This is a genomic window from Mycobacterium sp. Root265, from assembly GCF_001428895.1.
Classification (GTDB): domain Bacteria; phylum Actinomycetota; class Actinomycetes; order Mycobacteriales; family Mycobacteriaceae; genus Mycobacterium.
Genome location: NZ_LMJA01000004.1, coordinates 157,962 through 176,432, shown reverse-complemented (window position 1 = coordinate 176,432; position 18,471 = coordinate 157,962). Strand labels below are relative to the sequence as shown.

The 18,471-nt window shown below is 67.2% G+C and carries 17 protein-coding genes and 2 pseudogenes; 7 read left to right on the top strand and 12 right to left on the bottom strand.

Annotated features, from left to right (window positions below):
* The first annotated feature begins 41 nt into the window (after positions 1 to 41).
* Positions 42 to 701 (top strand): Rv0361 family membrane protein, encoded by a 660-nt coding sequence (locus ASE48_RS07175; protein WP_057166356.1) that lies wholly within the window; start codon positions 42 to 44, stop codon positions 699 to 701.
* Here ASE48_RS07175 and mutM read toward each other — a convergent pair.
* The 3 genes from mutM to ASE48_RS07160 are packed head-to-tail and all read right to left on the bottom strand — an operon-like array spanning position 688 to position 2,801.
* Positions 688 to 1,557 carry a bifunctional DNA-formamidopyrimidine glycosylase/DNA-(apurinic or apyrimidinic site) lyase gene (gene mutM, locus ASE48_RS07170; protein ID WP_057166355.1) on the bottom strand — a complete coding sequence of 290 codons (870 nt, stop codon included), beginning with the start codon at positions 1,555 to 1,557 and terminating at the stop codon, positions 688 to 690. The two genes, ASE48_RS07175 and mutM, sit on opposite strands and share 14 nt — an antisense overlap.
* Complete coding sequence (rnc, locus tag ASE48_RS07165; protein WP_057166354.1) at positions 1,541 to 2,257, bottom strand: ribonuclease III; 717 nt, start codon at positions 2,255 to 2,257, stop codon at positions 1,541 to 1,543. Before rnc ends, mutM begins: the two co-directional genes overlap by 17 nt.
* Positions 2,247 to 2,801, bottom strand: coding sequence for a YceD family protein (locus ASE48_RS07160; protein WP_057166353.1), 555 nt, complete (start codon positions 2,799 to 2,801; stop codon positions 2,247 to 2,249). Before ASE48_RS07160 ends, rnc begins: the two co-directional genes overlap by 11 nt.
* Positions 2,802 to 2,998: 197 nt before the next feature.
* Here ASE48_RS07160 and ASE48_RS07155 point away from each other — a divergent pair, with 197 nt between their 5' ends.
* The 5 genes from ASE48_RS07155 (at position 2,999) to ASE48_RS07135 (ending at position 9,634) form a co-directional block, all read left to right on the top strand.
* Positions 2,999 to 4,180 (top strand): LLM class flavin-dependent oxidoreductase, encoded by a 1,182-nt coding sequence (locus ASE48_RS07155; protein WP_057166352.1) that lies wholly within the window; start codon positions 2,999 to 3,001, stop codon positions 4,178 to 4,180.
* 94 nt (positions 4,181 to 4,274) lie between these two features.
* Positions 4,275 to 4,649 (top strand): cupin domain-containing protein, encoded by a 375-nt coding sequence (locus ASE48_RS07150; protein ID WP_057166351.1) that lies wholly within the window; start codon positions 4,275 to 4,277, stop codon positions 4,647 to 4,649.
* Between the two features lie 18 nt (positions 4,650 to 4,667).
* Positions 4,668 to 6,956, top strand: coding sequence for a DUF1989 domain-containing protein (locus ASE48_RS07145; protein ID WP_057166350.1), 2,289 nt, complete (start codon positions 4,668 to 4,670; stop codon positions 6,954 to 6,956).
* Between the two features lie 19 nt (positions 6,957 to 6,975).
* Positions 6,976 to 8,313: a flavin-containing monooxygenase gene (locus ASE48_RS07140; protein ID WP_057166349.1), complete on the top strand. Its 1,338-nt coding sequence runs from the start codon at positions 6,976 to 6,978 to the stop codon at positions 8,311 to 8,313.
* A 97-nt stretch (positions 8,314 to 8,410) separates the two neighbouring features.
* Positions 8,411 to 9,634: an SfnB family sulfur acquisition oxidoreductase gene (locus ASE48_RS07135; RefSeq protein ID WP_057166423.1), complete on the top strand. Its 1,224-nt coding sequence runs from the start codon at positions 8,411 to 8,413 to the stop codon at positions 9,632 to 9,634.
* A gap of 66 nt (positions 9,635 to 9,700) precedes the next feature.
* On the opposite strand, the gene sepIVA is transcribed toward ASE48_RS07135, so the two are convergent.
* From sepIVA to ASE48_RS07095, 9 genes and pseudogenes are all read right to left on the bottom strand, one after another.
* The gene (gene sepIVA / locus ASE48_RS07130; protein WP_057166348.1) at positions 9,701 to 10,438 is read right to left on the bottom strand and encodes a cell division protein SepIVA; all 738 of its coding nucleotides are present in this window, start codon (positions 10,436 to 10,438) and stop codon (positions 9,701 to 9,703) included.
* Between the two features lie 112 nt (positions 10,439 to 10,550).
* Positions 10,551 to 11,027, bottom strand: coding sequence for a pantetheine-phosphate adenylyltransferase (gene coaD, locus ASE48_RS07125; protein WP_057166347.1), 477 nt, complete (start codon positions 11,025 to 11,027; stop codon positions 10,551 to 10,553).
* A gap of 11 nt (positions 11,028 to 11,038) precedes the next feature.
* A complete protein-coding gene (rsmD, locus tag ASE48_RS07120) occupies positions 11,039 to 11,590 on the bottom strand; it encodes a 16S rRNA (guanine(966)-N(2))-methyltransferase RsmD (RefSeq protein WP_057166346.1) in 552 nt (183 codons plus the stop codon).
* A gap of 28 nt (positions 11,591 to 11,618) precedes the next feature.
* A pseudogene (locus tag ASE48_RS33370) lies at positions 11,619 to 12,344 on the bottom strand (biotin/lipoyl-containing protein); the annotation flags it as partial.
* 1 nt (position 12,345) lies between these two features.
* Positions 12,346 to 12,645, bottom strand: a pseudogene (locus ASE48_RS33365) (hypothetical protein); the annotation flags it as partial.
* Position 12,646: 1 nt separating this feature from the next.
* Positions 12,647 to 15,125, bottom strand: a 2,479-nt coding sequence (locus ASE48_RS07110; protein ID WP_235570860.1) for a pyruvate carboxylase, incomplete at its 3' end; no start/stop codon positions are given.
* Between the two features lie 59 nt (positions 15,126 to 15,184).
* Positions 15,185 to 15,802: a vitamin K epoxide reductase family protein gene (locus ASE48_RS07105; RefSeq protein WP_057166344.1), complete on the bottom strand. Its 618-nt coding sequence runs from the start codon at positions 15,800 to 15,802 to the stop codon at positions 15,185 to 15,187.
* Entirely contained in the window at positions 15,799 to 16,530 is a 732-nt protein-coding gene (locus ASE48_RS07100) for a DsbA family protein (protein WP_057166343.1), read from the bottom strand. The genes ASE48_RS07105 and ASE48_RS07100 overlap by 4 nt, the downstream gene beginning before the upstream one ends.
* Positions 16,531 to 16,540: 10 nt before the next feature.
* A complete protein-coding gene (locus ASE48_RS07095) occupies positions 16,541 to 17,623 on the bottom strand; it encodes an alpha/beta hydrolase (protein WP_057166342.1) in 1,083 nt (360 codons plus the stop codon).
* On the opposite strand from ASE48_RS07095, the gene ASE48_RS07090 reads away from it, so the two are divergent.
* The gene (locus ASE48_RS07090) at positions 17,622 to 18,470 is read left to right on the top strand and encodes an aldo/keto reductase (protein WP_057166341.1); all 849 of its coding nucleotides are present in this window, start codon (positions 17,622 to 17,624) and stop codon (positions 18,468 to 18,470) included. The two genes, ASE48_RS07095 and ASE48_RS07090, sit on opposite strands and share 2 nt — an antisense overlap.
* Position 18,471 lies beyond the last annotated feature (1 nt).

Genomic DNA, 18,471 nt, shown 5'->3' with positions numbered 1-18,471 from the left:
GCGAGTTAGTGTTGAACTACACCAGCTGAGGAGCTATCGCCGTGACGTACTACCCCCCGCAGCAACCGGGGCCGCAGGGACCATGGGGTCCACAACAGCAGGGCTCGTGGGATCCCCAGCAGCAGCAACCGCCGCAGGCCTACGAGTACCCGGCCTATGACGTGCCGCCACCGCCGCCGTACGGCCAGCAGCTCTACGGATACGGCACTCCTCCGGGTTATCCCTACGGCTATCCCCCGCAGCCTCCGCGGCCCCCGAAGAAGAGCAACGGCACCTGGTGGATTCTCGGCGGAGTGGCCAGCGTGCTGATCGTGGCGGCCCTGGTGGTCGGCGGCGTGTTCCTGTTCCGCTCCGGTGATCAGATCCTGGTGTCCACCGACGAAGCCCAGATCCAGCAGCTCGTCGAGGAATTCGGCGCCGCGGGCAACACCGGGAAGTTCTCCGATCTCGGTCAGTACTTCTGCGCCGCGGAGGCCGGGATGTTCGGCGCCCTCGGCGAACTCGGCGACATCCTGGAAGGCATGGACGTTCCGCAGAGCACGCAGACCAGCGAGGTGACCGCCACCGACATCAAGGTCAAGGGCGATGTGGCGTCGGCCAAGATGAATGCCGGCGGCCCGTTCGACACCGCCTACTTCCGCAAGGAGTCCGGCGAGTGGAAAGTCTGTATGTCCGCCGCGGTGGAGTTCAGCCAGCGCTAGGTCTGCGCCGAATCCGAGGCGGCGGTTGACATTTCGGGCAGTAGTACGACGACCGGTTCATGAACTTGTCACGCTGCATCACCGCGCCGCATCGCCGGCACGCCTGATCGACACGCCCGTAGGCCTCCAGTGAGCGCTCGAAGTACCCGGATTCGCCGTTCACGTTGACATAGAGCGAATCGAACGACGTGCCGCCCTGACTCAGCGCGCCGGTCATCACCTCGGCGGCGGCATCCAGCAGTTCGGCGAGTTGGCGTCTGGTCAGCGACGACGCCAACCGGGCCCCGTTGATCTTGGCCCGCCAAAGCGCCTCGTCGGCGTAGATGTTGCCGATCCCGGAGACCACCGTCTGGTCCAGCAGTTGGCGTTTGATCTCGGAATGCTTGCGCCGCAACACCGTGACCACACCGTCGCGGTTGAATTCGGGGTCCAGCGGGTCCCGGGCGATATGCGCGACGGGTTCGGGCACCTCGGTGCCGTCGATAGTCACCAGGTCGGTGAGCATCCAGCCCCCGAAGGTGCGTTGGTCGACGAAGTTCAGCGTGACACCGTTGTCCAAGGTGGCGGCGATCCGCAGGTGCGACGGGTTCGGCACGTCACCGAGCAGCATCTGCCCGCTCATCCCGAGGTGCACGACGAGTGCGTCGCCGCTGGCGAGGGTGAGCCACAGGTATTTTCCGCGCCGGCCGGTGCCGGTGATGGTGTTGCCCTGCAGGCGCGCGGCCAGGTCGATGGAGCCGGCGACGTGCCTGCGCGAGGCCCGCGGGTGCAGCACCTGCACGTCGGTGATGGTGCGGTCCAGGATGTGCGCGGCCAACCCCCGCCGCACCACCTCGACCTCAGGGAGTTCCGGCATCCCCGGTCTCGTCGTCGGCCGAGGCGTCGATGGCACTCCACGCTGCGGCGGCGGCCTTGAGTTCGGCCTCTTTCTTGGTGCGCCCGATCCCGCGGCCGTACTGGCGTTCGGCAATCACCACGATCGCGGTGAATTCCTTGTCGTGATCGGGACCTTGGGCACTGACGGTGTACGCCGGTGGGCCGAGCCCGCGTGCGACGGACAGCTCCTGCAGGCTGCTCTTCCAATCCAGCCCGGCGCCGAGCGTCGGTGCGGTATCGAGCAGTTCGCTGAACAGCCGCAGGATCGCTTCGCGCGCAACCACATTGCCCTGGTCCAGATAGATTGCACCCAAAAGGGATTCGACCCCGTCGGCGAGGATGCTGGACTTGTCGGCGCCGCCGGAACTGTCCTCCCCCTTGCCGAGCAGCAGATGGTTGCCGAGGCCGAGTTTGCGTCCGACATCGGCGAGGGCCTGGGTGTTGACGATGCTGGCCCGCAGCTTGGCCAGATCACCCTCGGGGCGGTCCGGGTGGCGGTAGTAGAGCTCCTCGGTGATGGTCAGGCCCAGCACGGCGTCGCCGAGGAACTCCAGGCGCTCGTTGGTGGGCAGCCCGCCGTTCTCGTAGGAGTAGCTGCGATGGGTCAGGGCGATCGTGAGCAGGTCCTCGGGCAGCCGCACGCCCAGGCCTTCGATCAACGACTCATGCTCAGCCGTCACTGGCATCTCCGGCTTGGTCCTTCAGCGCGGCCAGCTTGGCCCAGCGGGGATCGATCTTGTCGTGCCCATGGTCCGGCTCGGCGTCGGCGAGCGCCACACCGCAGTCCGGGCACAGCCCGGCGCAGTCCTCGCGGCACACCGGCGAGAACGGCAGCACCAGCCCGACCGCGTCCACGACGGTCTGCTCGATGTCGACGCGATCATCGACGACGTGGCCGACCTCGTCTTCCTCGGTGGTCGCCTCGGTGGTGCTGCCCGGGTAGGCGAACAGTTCCATGATGTCGATGGACACCTCGTCGCTGACCGGTTCCAGGCAGCGCACGCATTCGCCGGTGGTGGGCCCGGAGACCGTTCCGGTGACCAGGGCGCCCTCGGAGACCGATTCGATGCGCAGGTCCAGCTCCAGCGGGGCGCCCTGCTCGATGCGGACCAGGTCCAGACCGATGCGCGACGGTGACGGCACCGTCTCGTGCACCTCGATCATCGAGCCCGGCCGACGACCCAGCCGCGAGATGTCGATCGCGAGGGGATTTTTGCCAGCCATGACGCCGATCTTACTTCGGTGCCGACAGCGCTCCGCCGCACCCGACACTCGATCACCGAGATTTTAAATCGCCGACGGCGCTGTGGCCGGTGAGGTCGGTGGCGCAATGGCCCAAACGGCGGACCGGGCGGTGTCGACCGCCGCGGAAGCCGATACTCGTGGTCACGAAGACGACTTGCTGCGTAAAGGACGTATCTGTGACCGTGAAGTTGCACTGGTTTCTGCCCACCTACGGCGACAGCCGGCTGATCGTCGGAGGTGGACACGGCACTCCGGCCGGTGCCGCGGGGGGTGACCGCGAAGCGTCCATCGACTATCTGGCGTCGATCGTGCGGGCCGCCGAGCGGTTCGGCTTCACCGGCGCGCTCATCCCGACCGGGGCCTGGTGCGAGGATGCCTTCGTGACCGCCGCGCTGCTGGCGCGGGAAACGACATCGCTGGCGTTCCTGGTGGCGTTCCGCCCCGGGCTGGTCAGCCCGACGCTGTCGGCTCAGATGGCCGCCACGTTCGCCCGCCATGCCCCGGGACGCATCCTGCTCAACGTCGTCGTCGGCGGTGAGGCACACGAGCAGCGCTCATTCGGCGACCACCTGGACAAGGACGCCCGGTACGCCCGCGCCGACGAATTCCTCGAAGTCGTGCGCCGTCTCTTCGCCGGGGAAACGGTCAGCCTGAACGGCGAGTACGTCAACGTCGAGGAGGCCGCCCTGGCGGTGCCGCCCAGCCCGGTGCCGCCGCTGTACTTCGGTGGCAGTTCAAAGGCCGCCGGCCCGGTCGCGGCGCGCCATTCCGATGTCTACCTCACCTGGGGTGAGCCGCCGGCCGCGGTGGCCGAGAAGATCGCCTGGATCCGCAAGGAAGCCGAGGCCGCGGGTCGGACGCTGCGCTTCGGCATCCGGCTGCACACCATCTCCCGCGACACCGCCGACGAGGCGTGGGCGCAGGCCGACAAGCTGATCGGCGCGCTCGACGAGGAGACCGTGCAGGCCGCCCAGGCCGGGCTGGCGCGCAGCCAGTCCGAGGGCCAGAAGCGGATGCTGGCGTTGCACGAGGCCAACCGGACCAACGGAACCTGGAGCGACGCACGCAGTTTGGAGATCGCGCCGAACCTGTGGTCCGGTGTCGGGCTGGTGCGCGGCGGGGCGGGGACCGCTCTGGTCGGTAGCCACACCGAGGTGGCCGACCGGATCGCCGAATACGCCGAGATCGGCATCGACGAGTTCATCTTCTCCGGTTACCCGCATCTGGAGGAGCTGTACTGGTTCGGCGAGGGCGTGGTGCCGGTACTGCGTGAACGCGGCCTCTTCAACCTTGGATCCGGGCAGCATTCGCCGATAGCGCCGAGCGTCTCGATCCCGTTCGTCGGGTCGACGCGCTAACGACACAGGCACGTCGGCGTAATCTCGCCGAAATCCACGCGTGGTTTCCTCGCATCAGACGCTGTTTCATGTGAGAGATCACGATGGAGGTTCTGTGACGAGTACGGCCGCGCCCATCTTTCAGGTGACTTCTGGTTTCTGGGAATCACTTCCGCAGATGCCCCTGGAGCAGTACCCGGGCACCGAGGGGTTCATCGACGACGTCTACGCCAACCCCGACGGCGTGCCGATGTGCTCGGGGTACTTCGAACTGCGCAATACCGATGCGCCGCTGGACTATTACTACGCCTACGACGAGATGAAGGTCGTCCTCGAAGGTGAGTTCCGGCTGGAGAACCCGGACACCGGACAGGTGCAGATCGCGCGGGCCAAGGACGCGATCTTCTTCCCGAAGGGCTCGCGGATCCTGTTCTCCACCCCCGACCATGCGCTGGCGTTCTACGTCGGCTACCGGTCGTTCGCCCCCTGATCCCGCTGCCGGACTCCCATGATCGAACGTTTCCGGGTGGCACCCGGGTCGGTCACTGCTCTGTCGGTCACGGGCGGGGACCGCTTCGAGGTCATCGACCGGTACGGGCGCCAGCCCGTGGAACTGACGGTGCTCGCCACCGACCCCCGTGCAGTCAGCGGATCGGCGCCCGACTCCCCTGCCACGGTCTTGCGCAGCTTGGTGGCCGGCCCCGACGAGAACGGCTACGCGGCCGGTCGGATCCTGGGACTGCTCTCCCGCCACGTCGATCAGGACCAGGCCAGGGCCACCCGGCTGTTCGGCGGTGACTCCGCGGCCGGAGCCCGGCTCGCCTTCGCCGTCGACGCGGACGCCGTCGTCCTCATCGCCGCGCCCGCCGCGCCGATGAACCTGGCCCTCGCCGAACCGAATCCGCCCTCCGAGGTACTCATCGAGGTGCGCCGGGCCACCCCGGTGCCTGCGCAGGAGCGCGAACTCCCTGTGCCGCTGGCCGAACCGTTGTGGGATATGCGTATCGATGCGTCGACCGCGTCGTCCTATGAAATCCGGGCCGGGCAGTTCATCCAGATCATCGATGTCCAGGGCCGGCAGTGCTCGGACTTTCTGGCCTTCGATGCCCGCGGGCTCGACGGCGGAAACGAGTACAGCCTGGACGCCACCACCACCCGCACCATCGGTGGCGGCGCGTATCCGCAGCCCGGCCTGTTCGGCAAGTTCTTCGACGGCCGGGCCCAGCCCCTCGTGGAGGTGGTGCGGGACACGGTGGGACGGCACGACACCTTCGCGCTGGCCTGCACCGCCAAGTACTACGCCGATTTCGGCTACCCCGGCCACGTCAACTGCACCGATAATTTCAACGCGTCGCTGGCACGGTTCGGGGTGGCGGCCCGCGCCGGGTGGCCGGCGCTGAACCTGTTCTACAACACCGCATTCGACGCGGCGCACCAGCTGACCTCCGATGAGCCCTGGTCACGCCCGGGTGACTACGTGATGCTGCGGGCCTGCACCGACCTGGTGTGCGCGTCATCGGCCTGCCCGGACGACATCGATCCGGCGAACGGCTGGACGCCCACCGACATCCACGTCCGCGTCTACGACTCCACCAGGAGGTTCTCTGTGGCGGTGGGACACCGGCTGACCCCGGACTCCGAACCGGTGCTGACCAAACCCACCGCGTTCGCCTCCAGGACCGGCGCGCTGACCTCGAATTTCACCGAGTATCAGGGCTATTGGCTGCCCAACAGCTTCGACGGCCACGGACCGCAGCAGGAGTACTGGGCGTGCCGGGAACGCGTCGCGGTGATGGATCTGTCGGCGTTGCGCAAGTTCGAGGTCCTCGGCCCCGACGCGGAGGCCCTGCTGCAGGCCACGCTCACCCGCGACATCCGTCGGCTGTCGCGCGGGCAGGTGGTGTACTCGGCGATGTGCACCGAGTCCGGCGGTGTCGTCGACGACTGCACCGTGTTGCGATTGAGCGACACCAACTTCCGCTTCATCGGCGGTGACCCGCACGACGGGATGTGGCTGCGCACCCAGGCCGAGAAGTTGGGGCTGCAGCAGGTGTGGATCAAGGACTCCACCGATCAGATGCACAATATCGCCGTGCAGGGCCCGGCCAGCCGCGACCTGCTCGCCGGGCTGATCTGGACGCCACCGACCCAGCCCGCACTGCGCGACCTCGGGTGGTTCCGGTTCCTGATCGGCCGGCTCGGCGGGCCGGACGGGATCCCGCTGCTGGTGTCGCGGACCGGATACTCCGGCGAGCTCGGCTACGAACTGTGGGTGCATCCTGGCGACGCCGAAACCCTCTGGGACGCCGTGTGGCTGGCCGGTGAACCGCACGGTCTGACACCGCTGGGCCTGGAGGCACTGGAGATGTTGCGCGTCGAGTCCGGCCTGATCGCGGCGGGTCACGAATTCGACGATCAGACCGACCCGTTCGAGGCCGGTATCGGGTTCGCCGTGCCTCTGAAATCCAAGACCGACGATTTCATCGGCCGGGACGCGCTGCTCGACCGCAAGGCACATCCGCAACGCACACTGGTCGGGCTGCGCCTGGACGGCAACGAGACCGCCACCCACGGGGACTGTGTGCACCTCGGGCGCGCCCAGGTCGGCGTGATCACCAGCGGTGTGCGCTCACCGATTCTGGGCGCCAGCATCGCGTTGTGCCGTATGGCCGTTCAGCACAGCGAGCCCGGCACCCGGGTGGAGGTCGGCAAGCTCGACGGACACCGTAAACGCATCCCGGCCACCGTGACCACCTTTCCGTTCTACGACCCCGACAAGACCCGACCCCGCTCATGACGCCCCTGAGGAGAACCCGATGACCAGAACCGCCGTGATCGGCGCCGGCCCCTGCGGACTGGCCCAGCTGCATGCGTTCGAGCAGGCGCGCCAGGACGGCGTCGACGTCGGCGAGGTGGTGTGCTTCGAGAAGCAGAGCGACTGGGGTGGACTGTGGAACTACACCTGGCGCACCGGTCTGGACTCCCACGGAGACCCGGTGCACGGCAGCATGTACCGCTACCTATGGTCCAACGGGCCCAAGGAATGCCTGGAGTTCGCCGACTACAGTTTCGACGAGCACTTCGGTGGCCCGATCCCGTCGTTCCCGCCGCGTGAGGTGCTCTACGACTACATCGTCGGGCGGGCCAAGAAGAGCAATGTGCGCCAGTTCATCCAGTTCGACACCGCGGTTCGCGATATCACCTTCGACGGGGACACGTTCGCCGTCACCGTCGAATCATGGGAGACCGGCCCCGGCGTGTTGCGCACCGAGACCTTCGACCACGTCATCGTCGCGACGGGGCACTTCTCCACCCCCTACGTGCCGGAATACCCGGGCTTCGAGTGCTTTCCGGGCCGCATCCTGCATTCGCACGACTTCCGGGATGCCGTCGAGTTCGCCGGGAAGAACCTGCTGATTCTGGGCAGCAGCTATTCGGCCGAGGACATCGCGCTGCAGTCCCTCAAGTACGGGGCCGCATCCATCACCGTCGCCTACCGCAATGCCCCGATGGGATTCGGCTGGCCCGATGGCATCACCGAAGTCCCTGCGCTACAACACCTCGACGGTCGCACCGCGCATTTCGCCGACGGCACCAGCCGCGACGTCGACGCCATCATCCTGTGCACCGGATACCAGCACCACTTCCCGTTCATCGACCCCGAGCTGAGGCTGACGACCGCGAACAACCTCTATCCCGCCGGGTTGTACAAGGGTGTGGTGTGGACGGCCAACCCGAAGCTGCTCTACCTGGGCATGCAGGACCAGTACTACACCTTCAACATGTTCGACGCGCAGGCGTTCGTGGCCCGCGATGTGGTGCTGGGCCGGTTTCCGCTGCCCACCGCGGAGGCGATGGCCGACGATGTCGACGCCTGGCTGGCCATGTACGCCGCGGTGGACAGCGTGATGGAACAGATCGACTTCCAGACCGCTTACGTCCGGGATCTGATGGCGCTGACCGATTACCAGACGTTCGATCTGGAACTGGTGCGCCGACATTTCGTCACCTGGGAACACGACAAGGACGAGAGCATCACCGGGTACCGGGACAAATCGTTCTCCTCCCCGTGCACCGGCACGGTCGGGCCCGTTCCCAGTTCCACCTGGTGGGAGGAACTCGACGACAGCCTGGCCCGGTTCCTGCAGCGCTGAGCACTCAGAATCTCGCTGAGTCCAACGGGTGACCGGTCCGCTGCCGGCGGGCACGCTCTGCGAAGTGTCCCCTCCGCGCGTTCCGCGCCTGCATTCCGTGACCACCGGCACGTCGGGTAAGGCCACCAGGATCGCCGACGTCGATCAGGCTCTGGCCGTCGCGGCCGAGTTGTCCGCTGCGTTCGCCGCCGACGCCGGTGCCCGCGACGCCGACCGGGCGCTGCCGCACGATCAGGTGCAGGCGCTCAAGGACTCCGGCCTGCTCGCGCTGTCGGTGCCGGTCGAGCACGGCGGGATCGCCGCACCCGCGACAGTGATCGCCGAGGTGTTCCGGTTGTTCGCCCACGGTGATCCCTCGCTGGCCCAGATCCCGCATTCGCACTACACGTTCCTGGAGGCCGTGCGGCTGCAGGGCACCGATGCACAGCAGGCGTTCTTCTTCGAGAAGGTCTTGGATGGCGCGCTTTTCGCCAACGCGCAATCCGAGCGCGGCCCGCACCCCATCGATGTGGACGCCACCACACTGGTCCGTGACAATGACGACTATGTGCTGGAGGGCCGCAAGTTCTACTCCACCGGTGCGCTGTTCGCCGACTGGGTGATCGTGCGGGCCTCGCTGCCGGAGCACCCCGGGGACACCCCGACATCGTCCACACCGAAGGCGCTGGCCTTCGTGCCCGCCGACACCGAGGGCCTGCAGGTGGTCGACGACTGGGACGGGATGGGTCAGCGCACCACCGCCTCGGGCACCGTCACCCTCGACGCCGTGCGGGTGCCGGCCGAGCAGGTGGTGGCATTCACCCCGATCTTCAAGGCGCCCAGTGTGTACGGGGCACGCGCCCAGTTGTTCCACGCCGCACTCGATGTCGGGATCGCCACCGCAGCACTGGCCGAAGGGGTCCGGCAGTCTGCGAAGGCCCGCCCACATTTCGAGGCCGGGGTGGATACCGCCGCCGATGATCCGACGGTGGTCCATCTGGCCGGCGAATTGACCGTCACGGTGCGAGGCGCACAGGCGCTGCTGGCCGAGGCAGGTCGCGCCGTCGACGCCGCGGCCGCCGATCTCGATTCCGACAGTGCCGCAGTGGCTTCGGTGGCAGTTGCGGTGGCCAAGGTGGCCGCCACCCGGGCGTCGTTGGAGGCGTCGAGCACGCTGTTCGAACTGGGCGGCACCCGCAGCGCTTCCGGGACGGCGAACCTGTCGCGGTACTGGCGTGATGCCCGCACCCACACGTTGCACGACGCGACCCGCTGGAAGCTGCAGCACATCGGCCGCTACGCCCTGTCGGGCACCAAACCGCCGCGGCACGGACAGCTTTAGCGCCAACGACAACATGGTCGCCACCCCGGGTCAGGGTGGCGACCATGTTGTCGTCGTTCGGGTTGGTTACCGGGTGGCGTAGTCGTGCGTGCCCGCGGCGGTGCGCAGCTGGTGACGGCCCCGGCTCACCGAGCGCAGGGTGCCGTTGAGGTAGTCCTCGAACTCGGCCAGCTTGCTGTCGACGTAGATATCGCATTCGCCGCGCAACCGGTCGGCCTCGGCGTGCGCGGTGTCGACCAGGCGGGTGGCCTCGCTGGTCGCGGTCTGCACGATCTCGGTCTGCGACACCAGGCGCTGCTGCTCCTTGATGCCTTCCTGGACGGCCTTCTCGTAGGAGATGTTGCCGTTCTCGATGAGACGGTCGGCCTCGGCCTTGGCGCGACCGGTGGCGGCCTCGTACTCACGCTTGGCGGTCGAGGCGATACGGCCGGCTTCCTCGCGGGCCTCGCCGACCATCCGCTCGCTGTGCGCACGTGCCTCGGCGACCATCCGGTCGGCCTGGGACTTGGCGTCGGCGAGGAGGCGATCTGCCTCGCCGCGGGCGTGGTTGACCATCGAGTCGGCCTCGGCGGACGCCGTGGCCACCATGGACTGGGAGTGGTCCTTGGCCTCGTTGAGCATCGCGTCCCGGGCGTCCAGTACATCCTGGGCGTCGTCGAGTTCACCGGGGATGGCGTCCTTGATGTCGTCGAGCAGCTCCAGGACGTCGCCGCGCGGCACCATGCACCCGGCCGTCATCGGCACGCCACGGGCTTCTTCGACGATTGCGCTGAGTTCGTCAAGCGCCTCAAACACTCGATACACGGCAACACCCTCCAGGCGTAGTTGTTAGTGACCAGTGTGCCTGGTGTTACGCCTGTGACTCGGCTTTACCGGCCGGTGTGTCGCCCTCGGATACCGCCAATCAATCGAGCGATCAGCCCTTGAGCTTCTCGCGCAACCGCGCGTTCACCGGCTCGGGCAGCAGATCGGCGACATCGCCGCCGAGCTGGGCGACCTCCTTGGCCAGTGAGGACGACACGAACGAGTACTGCGGCGTGGTGGCCACGAAGAAGGTGTCGACGCCGGCGACGTGCTTGTTCATCTGCGCCATCTGTAACTCGTACTCGAAATCGGTGCCGGTGCGCAGGCCCTTGACGATGGCGGTCAGACCCCGTTGCTTGACGAAGTCGACCACCAGACCGGAGCCGGACTCGACGCGCAGATTCGAGAGATGCGTCGTCGACTCGCGGATCAGTTCGATGCGCTCCTCGGCGCTGAACATCCCCTTCTTGTTCGGGTTCACCAGCACGGCCACCACGACCTCGTCGAACTGGGCGGCCGCCCGCTCGAAGACATCGAGATGACCGAGGGTGACGGGGTCGAATGATCCGGGACATACAGCGCCACTCATGGTGCAAGACGCTACGCGATGACGCCGAACTCCAGTCGGGTGTCGCCGTAGCGGCGTTCCTCCTCGGCCTCCCAGCCGTCCGGCCACACGATCGCGGGCCCTCCCGCCGCGCGCTCGATCACCGCGAGCGCACCCGGGCGCACCCAGCCGTTCGCGAGCAGCGCGACCAGGACACGCTCGATGGCGCGGGCATCCACCTCGTACGGCGGGTCGGCGAACACCAGATCGACCGGCCTGCCGGTGGATTGGACGACCTTGTCGACCGGGCTGCGGCGCAGCACCGCTCCCCTGGCCCCGAGCGCGGCGATATTGGACTCGATCACCGCGGCGGCGCGACGATCGGACTCGACCAGCAGCGCCGAGGATGCGCCGCGGGACAACGCCTCCAGACCCAGCGCGCCGGAGCCGGCGTACAGATCGAGCACCGCGATACCGTCGAGATCCATCCGCGCCTGCAGCACGTTGAACAACGACTCCCGCACCCTGTCGGTGGTCGGACGAGTTCCGCTGGCGGGCACCGAGATTCGGCGTCCCTTGAACTGTCCGGCGACGATCCGGGTCAGGTGACGACCGCCAGGAGGTCTCCGCCCTCGAGCCGGCCTTGGGTGCGGTGATGGCGGCTTCCATCTTCATGGCCTCGATGGTGGCGATGGTCTGCCCGGCATCGACCTTCTCCCCGGTCGCCACGCCGATGGTGACCACTCCGGCGAACGGTGCGGCGACGTGGTCGGGGTTCGACCTGTCGGCCTTCTCGGCCGCGGCGACCTCACTGGCGATGCTGCGGTCACGCACCAGCACCGGGCGCAGCTGCCCGTTGAGGATGCACATGACGGTGCGCATGCCGCGTTCGTCAGGTTCGGAAATGGCTTCCAGCCCGACGATCAGCTCGACACCCTTGTCCAGCTGTATGCGGTGTTCATCACCGTGGCGCAGGCCGTAGAAGAATTGATTGGCCGACAATCGCGAGGTGTCGCCGTACAGAACACGATGCTCCTCGAATTCCCTTGAGGGACCTGGGAACAGCAGCCGGTTCAAGGTCGTCTGCCGAGTCCGTCCGGGCTCACCCAGCAGCTTCTCGTCGGCTGCGTCGAGAGCAACGATCGGCTTGGCTTCGGCGCGACCCTGCAACGCCTTGGTACGCAACGGCTCCGGCCAGCCACCTGCGGGATCACCGAGTTCACCCCGCAGGAAACCGATCACGCTGTCGGGGATGTCGTATTTGTCGGGATCGGCGGCGAACTCCGCGGCATCCGCGCCCGCCCCCACCAGGGCCAGCGCGAGATCGCCGACCACCTTGGACGACGGGGTCACCTTGATNGTCGGGATCGGCGGCGAACTCCGCGGCATCCGCGCCCGCCCCCACCAGGGCCAGCGCGAGATCGCCGACCACCTTGGACGACGGGGTCACCTTGATCAGGCGACCCAGCACCCGATCGGCACCGGCGTAGGCGTTCTCGACATCCTCGAACCGGTCCCCGAGCCCCAGCGCGACGGCCTGGGTCCGCAGGTTGGAGAGTTGTCCGCCCGGGATCTCGTGGGTGTAGACCCGACCGGTCGGGGCCGGCAGCCCGGCCTCGAACGGCTCGTAGACCTTGCGCAGCGCCTCCCAATACGGTTCNCGCCCGGGATCTCGTGGGTGTAGACCCGACCGGTCGGGGCCGGCAGCCCGGCCTCGAACGGCTCGTAGACCTTGCGCAGCGCCTCCCAATACGGTTCCAGGTCACACACCGCGGCCAGGTCCAGGCCGGTGTCGAACTCGGTGTGCGCGGTCGCGGCCACGATCGCCGAGAGCGCGGGCTGACTCGTGGTGCCCGCCAACGGCGACGACGCCCCGTCGACCGCCGACGCCCCGGCGGTCCAGGCCGCCAGGTAGGTGGCCAGCTGCCCGCCCGGGGTGTCATGGGTGTGCACGTGGATCGGCAGATCGAACCGTTCCCGCAGCGCCGAGACGAGTTTGGTGGCCGCTTGCGGGCGCAGCAGCCCGGCCATGTCCTTGATGGCCAGCACATGCGCCCCGGCATCCACGATCTGATCGGCCAGGCGCAGGTAGTAATCCAGGGTGTACAGGTCCTCGGCCGGATTGGAGAGGTCCCCGGTGTAGGACATCGCGACCTCGGCGACCGCAGTGCCGGTCTCGCGCACCGCATCGATGGCCGGGCGCATCGAGTCCACGTTGTTCAGCGCATCGAAGATCCGGAAGATATCGATCCCGGTCGCGGTGGCCTCATCGACGAAGGCCTGGGTCACCAGCTCCGGGTACGGGGTGTAGCCCACGGTGTTACGGCCGCGCAGCAGCATCTGCAGACAGATGTTGGGCATCGCCTCCCGCAGCGCCGCCAACCGCTCCCATGGGTCTTCCTTCAAAAAGCGCAGCGCCACATCATAAGTCGCCCCGCCCCAGCACTCCACCGACAACAACTGCGGGGTCAACCGCGCAATATAGGGCGCCACCGCGAGCAGACCCGACGAGCGCACCCGAGTCGCCAACAGCGACTGGTGCGCATCACGGAACGTGGTGTCGGTGACACCGAGAGCCGGAGAATCCTTGAGCCACTTGGCAAAACCCTCGGGGCCGAGTTCGACCAGCTTGTTCTTCGAGCCCGCCGGCGGCTCCACCGAAAGATCACACGTGGGCAGCTTGTCCTGCGGATACACCCTGATCCGGTCCCGGTGAGGCGAGTTCACCGTCACATCCGCCAGATAGTTGAGCATTTTACTGCCCCGGTCGGCCGGGATGTGTGCGGTCAGCAACTGCGGGCGCTCGTCGATGAACGAGGTCGTCACCCGGCCCGCCCGGAAATCCGGATCATCGAACACCGCGAGCAGGAACGGGATGTTCGTGGACACACCACGAACCCGGAACTCCGCCAACGCACGCCGCGCACGCGTCGCGGCCATCGCGAAATCCCTACCACGGCACGTCAACTTCACCAGCATCGAATCGAAGTGCGCGCTGATCTCCGCACCCGTGTGGGTACCACCGTCCAGGCGGATACCCGCACCACCCGGGGACCGGTACCCGGTGATCCGCCCGGTATCGGGGCGGAAACCATTCGCCGGATCCTCGGTGGTGATGCGGCACTGCATCGCCGCGCCACGGATCTGGATCGAATCCTGGCTCAACCCCAGATCATCCAGCGTCTCCCCCGCCGCGATCCGCAACTGCGAGGCCACCAGATCCACATCGGTGATCTCCTCGGTCACCGTGTGCTCCACCTGGATGCGCGGGTTGCACTCGATGAACACATGATGGCCACGCTCATCGAGCAGGAACTCGATGGTGCCCGCGCAGAAATAGTTGATGTGCCGCGCCAGCGCCACCGCATCGGCGCAGATTCTCTCCCGCACCGCCGGGTCCAGATTCGGTGCCGGCGCGAGCTCGATGACCTTCTGATGGCGGCGCTGCAGACTGCAGTCGCGCTCGAACAGATGGATCACCTTGCCCGCACCGTCGGCCAGGATCTGCACCTCGATATGGCGCGGATTGATGACCGCCTGCTCCAGATACACCATCGGATCACCGAACGCCGATTCCGCCTCACGGCTGGCAGCCTCGATCGCCTCGGCCAGATCCGATGCCTCCGCCACCCGGCGCATCCCGCGCCCCCCACCACCGGAGACCGCCTTCACGAACAGCGGGAACGCCATCGACTCCGCCACCGACACCAACTCATCCACCGACGCCGAAGGCTCCGAGGACGCCAGCACCGGCAACCCGGCCTCCCGCGCCGCCGCGATCGCCCGTGCCTTGTTGCCGGTCAGCTCCAACACATCCGAGCCCGGACCCACAAACGTGATGCCCTCGGCCGCGCACGCCGAGGCCAACTCCGGGTTCTCCGACAAAAAGCCATACCCGGGATAGACCGCGTCCGCGCCGGCATGCTTGGCCACCCGGATGATCTCGTCGACCGACAGATACGCCCGCACCGGATGACCCTCATCACCGATCTGATAGGACTCGTCGGCCTTGAGCCGGTGCAACGAGTTGCGGTCCTCGAACGGATACACCGCGACCGTCGAGATATTCATCTCGGTCGCCGCACGGAACGCGCGAATGGCGATCTCACCGCGGTTGGCCACCAGGAGTTTGGTAATCACGGCGCTACCCTAACTTCGCTGTTGTTACCTGGATGTAACACCGGCGTCGCCGCCAGAAATCACACCAGAGTCGACCAGTAATTCCAGAAACGAACCAGGATCATCAGCAGCACCGCGGTGAACCACAGCGCCACCAGCGACCAGCGCCATTGGTAGACCGCGCCCAGCACCCCGGTGCCGGTGTCGGCACGCAGGGCGATCGACGTGACGATCACCAGCAGCGGGACGGTCACCGCCCAGACCACCATGCAGTAGGGGCACAGCGCCCCGATCCGATAAAGGCTCTGGAAGATCAGCCAGTGCACGAAAACCACGCCCAGGCCGGTGCCGATGGCCAGACCCGCCCAGTACCAGCGCGGCAGATCGATCCGCGCGACGGCCAGCACGCCGGTCACCAGCACGACGGTGAAGGCGATGATGCCGATCAGCGAATTGGGGAACCCGAAGACCGAGGCCTGCGGTGTCGTCATCACCGACCCGCAGGACAACACCGGGTTCAGGCTGCACGACGGGATGTAGCTGGGATCGATCAGGATCTCGATCTTCTCGACGGTCAGCGTCGCGGCCGCGGCGAGCCCCAGCACGCCGGCGATGAGCACACCGATCGCGCTGGACCTGCGCACCCCGCTCTGCTCGGCCGGAACCTCGGCCGACTCGAGAGGCGCTTCTACCGTCACGGCATCCCCGGCACGTTGCCGACGATCTCCTTGACCTTCGCGACCAGGGCCTCGGGGGTGCTGTATTGGTAGTCCTCGCCGTTCACGCGGACGGTCGGGGTGGCATTGATCTCCGTGGCGGCGGCCATGCCGGAAGCCATGTCGACGTAGCGGCCCTTGTCGATGCACTCGGGCACCTTGCCCGCGGCGCCGGCCTGGCGCGCGGTCTCGATGAGTTGCGCGTCGGTCGGGTAGGCGCCGCCGGTCTCGCTGGGCTGCTGGGCGTAGAGGGCGCCGTGGAATCGGCGGAACGCCTCGGTCGACTCATCGGCGACGCAGTAGGCGGCGCCGCTGGCCCGCGACGAGTAGTTCTGGTTGCCGGCGCTGTTCAGGATGCCGACCATGTAGTAGTCGACCGCGATCGCGCCGCCGTCGATGAGCTTGTTGATGGTGGGCCCGAAGGCCTTCTCGAAGGCGCCGCAGTGCGGGCACAGCGGATCCTCGTAGACCGACAGCACGAGCTTGGGCTCGATCCCGTCGTCCTTCTTGACCACATTGCTCGACTCGATGCGGACCGAGCGGGCCTCGCCGGATTCGGGCTTGGTCTCGCCCGACAGCACGATCCAGAGCACCAACGCGACTGCGAAGAGCACCACGACCGAGGTGAGCCCGATCTGGACGAAAAGGTTGCGCTTGCGGTCGGCGGCCTTCAAGTCGTAGCTGGCCTGCTTCTTCGGTTTGTTCGCCACGGGATGCAGCCTACCGGCTCAGATGTGCCCGCAGTGCCGAGGTCAGGTCGGTGAGCGCCACCTCACTGCCGCCGCCGAGGGGGAAGAAGTTGGCGAAGCCGTGCGTCAGCGATCCGTACTCACGCAGGTCCACCGGTACACCCGCAGCCGCGAGCGCCGCGGCGTAGGCGGCACCCTCGTCGCGCAACGGATCGAACCCCGCGGTCAGCACCAACGCCGGCGACAGCCCTGACAGATCGGTGGCCCGCAACGGGGCCACCCGGATATCGGTCGGCGAGAGACCGGAGCCGTCGATGTAGTGCGTGTTGAACCAGTCGATATCTGCCTTGGTCAGGAAATAGCCGTCGGCGAACAGCGTCCGGGACACGGTCTCGCCTCCCGGGTCGACCATCGGGTAGATGAGCATCTGCAGAACCGGCAGCGCCACCCCGGTGTCACGGGCGGCCTGGGTGACCACCGCGGCCAGGTTCCCGCCCGCGCTGTCCCCGCCGACCGCCACCCGTCGAACATCGGCGCCGAGCTCGTCGGCGTGCTCCACCGCCCAGCGGTAGGCCGCGATGCAGTCCTCACCGGCGGCGGGCGCCTTGTGCTCGGGGGCCAACCGGTAATCGACCGACAGGACGTGCACCCCGGCGTCATGGCAGAGGCGCCGGCACAAACCGTCGTGGGTGCCCAGGCTGCCGACCACAAATCCGCCACCGTGAAGGAAAACCAGCAGCGGCGCTCCGGGCTCGGCGGCGTAGTGCCGAACGGTCAGCTCACCGGCCGGGCCCGGGATGGTGAAATCCCGCGCCGGGACGACAACCGGGGTGCTCAGCGCGGAGGCGACGCTGTCGAGCTGATTTCTGGCGACGACGACATCGTCGCTGGCAACGAGGCCGCCGACCCCGGAGAGCTGCTGCGCGTTGAGCATCAACTGCAGGGTGGTGTCCAACGTGTTGCCCTCGATGGTGATCGAACGTCGGCCCAGCAGGACCCGTTTGACGGGGTCCGGAGTTCGCGCCATGACCGGCAACGACAGCCGGCTGGCGACCTCGGCGAACTTCAACCGGAACGGGCTCGGGTTCTGCCGTGCTGGCAGACTCTGTGACATGACTGGCCTTTCGCATCCCACGCTGTTGCTGAACGACGGTAATTCCATCCCCACGGTCGGGTTGGGAGTTTGGCAGACCCCGGCCGAGGAGACCCGGCAGGCGGTCGAGGCCGCCCTGACGACGGGTTACCGGCACGTCGACACCGCGGCGGCCTACAAGAACGAACCCGAGGTGGGCCAGGCCCTGAAGGCCGCCGCCGACAAGGGCGTGGCGCGCGAGGATGTGTTCCTCGTCACCAAACTGTGGAACGCCGAGCACGGATATGACAAGGCGCTCAAGGCCTTCGACGCGAGCGCCAAGCGCCTCGACGTCGACTACGTGGATCTGTATCTGATTCATTGGCCGATGCCCGAGGTCAATCAGTTCGTCGACACGTTCAAGGCGTTGGCCGCACTGCGTGACGAGGGCCGGGTCCGCTCCATCGGCGTGAGCAATTTCGCGCCCGAGCATCTGCGGACCCTGGTGGACGGTACCGGCATCGTGCCCGCGGTGAACCAGGTGGAACTGCACCCCAGATTCCCCCAGCAGGAGTTGCGGGAAGTGCACGCCGAGCTCGGTATCGCCACCGAGGCGTGGAGCCCGCTCGGGCAGGGTGCGTTGCTGAGTGACCCCACCGTGGTCGGTGTGGCCGAAGCGCACGGGAAAACCCCAGCCCAGGTGCTGATCAGATGGCATCTGCAGCTGGGTAATATCGTCATCCCGAAGTCGGTGAACCCCGACCGGATAGCGAGTAACTTCGACGTGTTCGATTTCGAGCTGACCGCGCAGGACATCGAGTCCATCGCGACACTCGACGACGGCACCCGACTGGGACCGGATCCGCGGACTTTCAACTGGACAGGCTAGG

Excerpts from the sequence above, each read along its gene's own strand:
- mutM (WP_057166355.1), bottom strand. The coding sequence starts at position 1,557 with ATGCCGGAACTCCCTGAGGTCGAGGTGGTGCGGCGGGGGTTGGCCGCG.
- ASE48_RS07160 (WP_057166353.1), bottom strand. The coding sequence starts at position 2,801 with ATGGCTGGCAAAAATCCCCTCGCGATCGACATCTCGCGGCTGGGTCGT.
- ASE48_RS07145 (WP_057166350.1), top strand. The coding sequence starts at position 4,668 with ATGATCGAACGTTTCCGGGTGGCACCCGGGTCGGTCACTGCTCTGTCG.
- ASE48_RS07140 (WP_057166349.1), top strand. The coding sequence starts at position 6,976 with ATGACCAGAACCGCCGTGATCGGCGCCGGCCCCTGCGGACTGGCCCAG.
- coaD (WP_057166347.1), bottom strand. The coding sequence starts at position 11,027 with ATGAGTGGCGCTGTATGTCCCGGATCATTCGACCCCGTCACCCTCGGT.
- ASE48_RS07090 (WP_057166341.1), top strand. The coding sequence starts at position 17,622 with ATGACTGGCCTTTCGCATCCCACGCTGTTGCTGAACGACGGTAATTCC.
- ASE48_RS07095 (WP_057166342.1), bottom strand. The coding sequence starts at position 17,623 with ATGTCACAGAGTCTGCCAGCACGGCAGAACCCGAGCCCGTTCCGGTTG.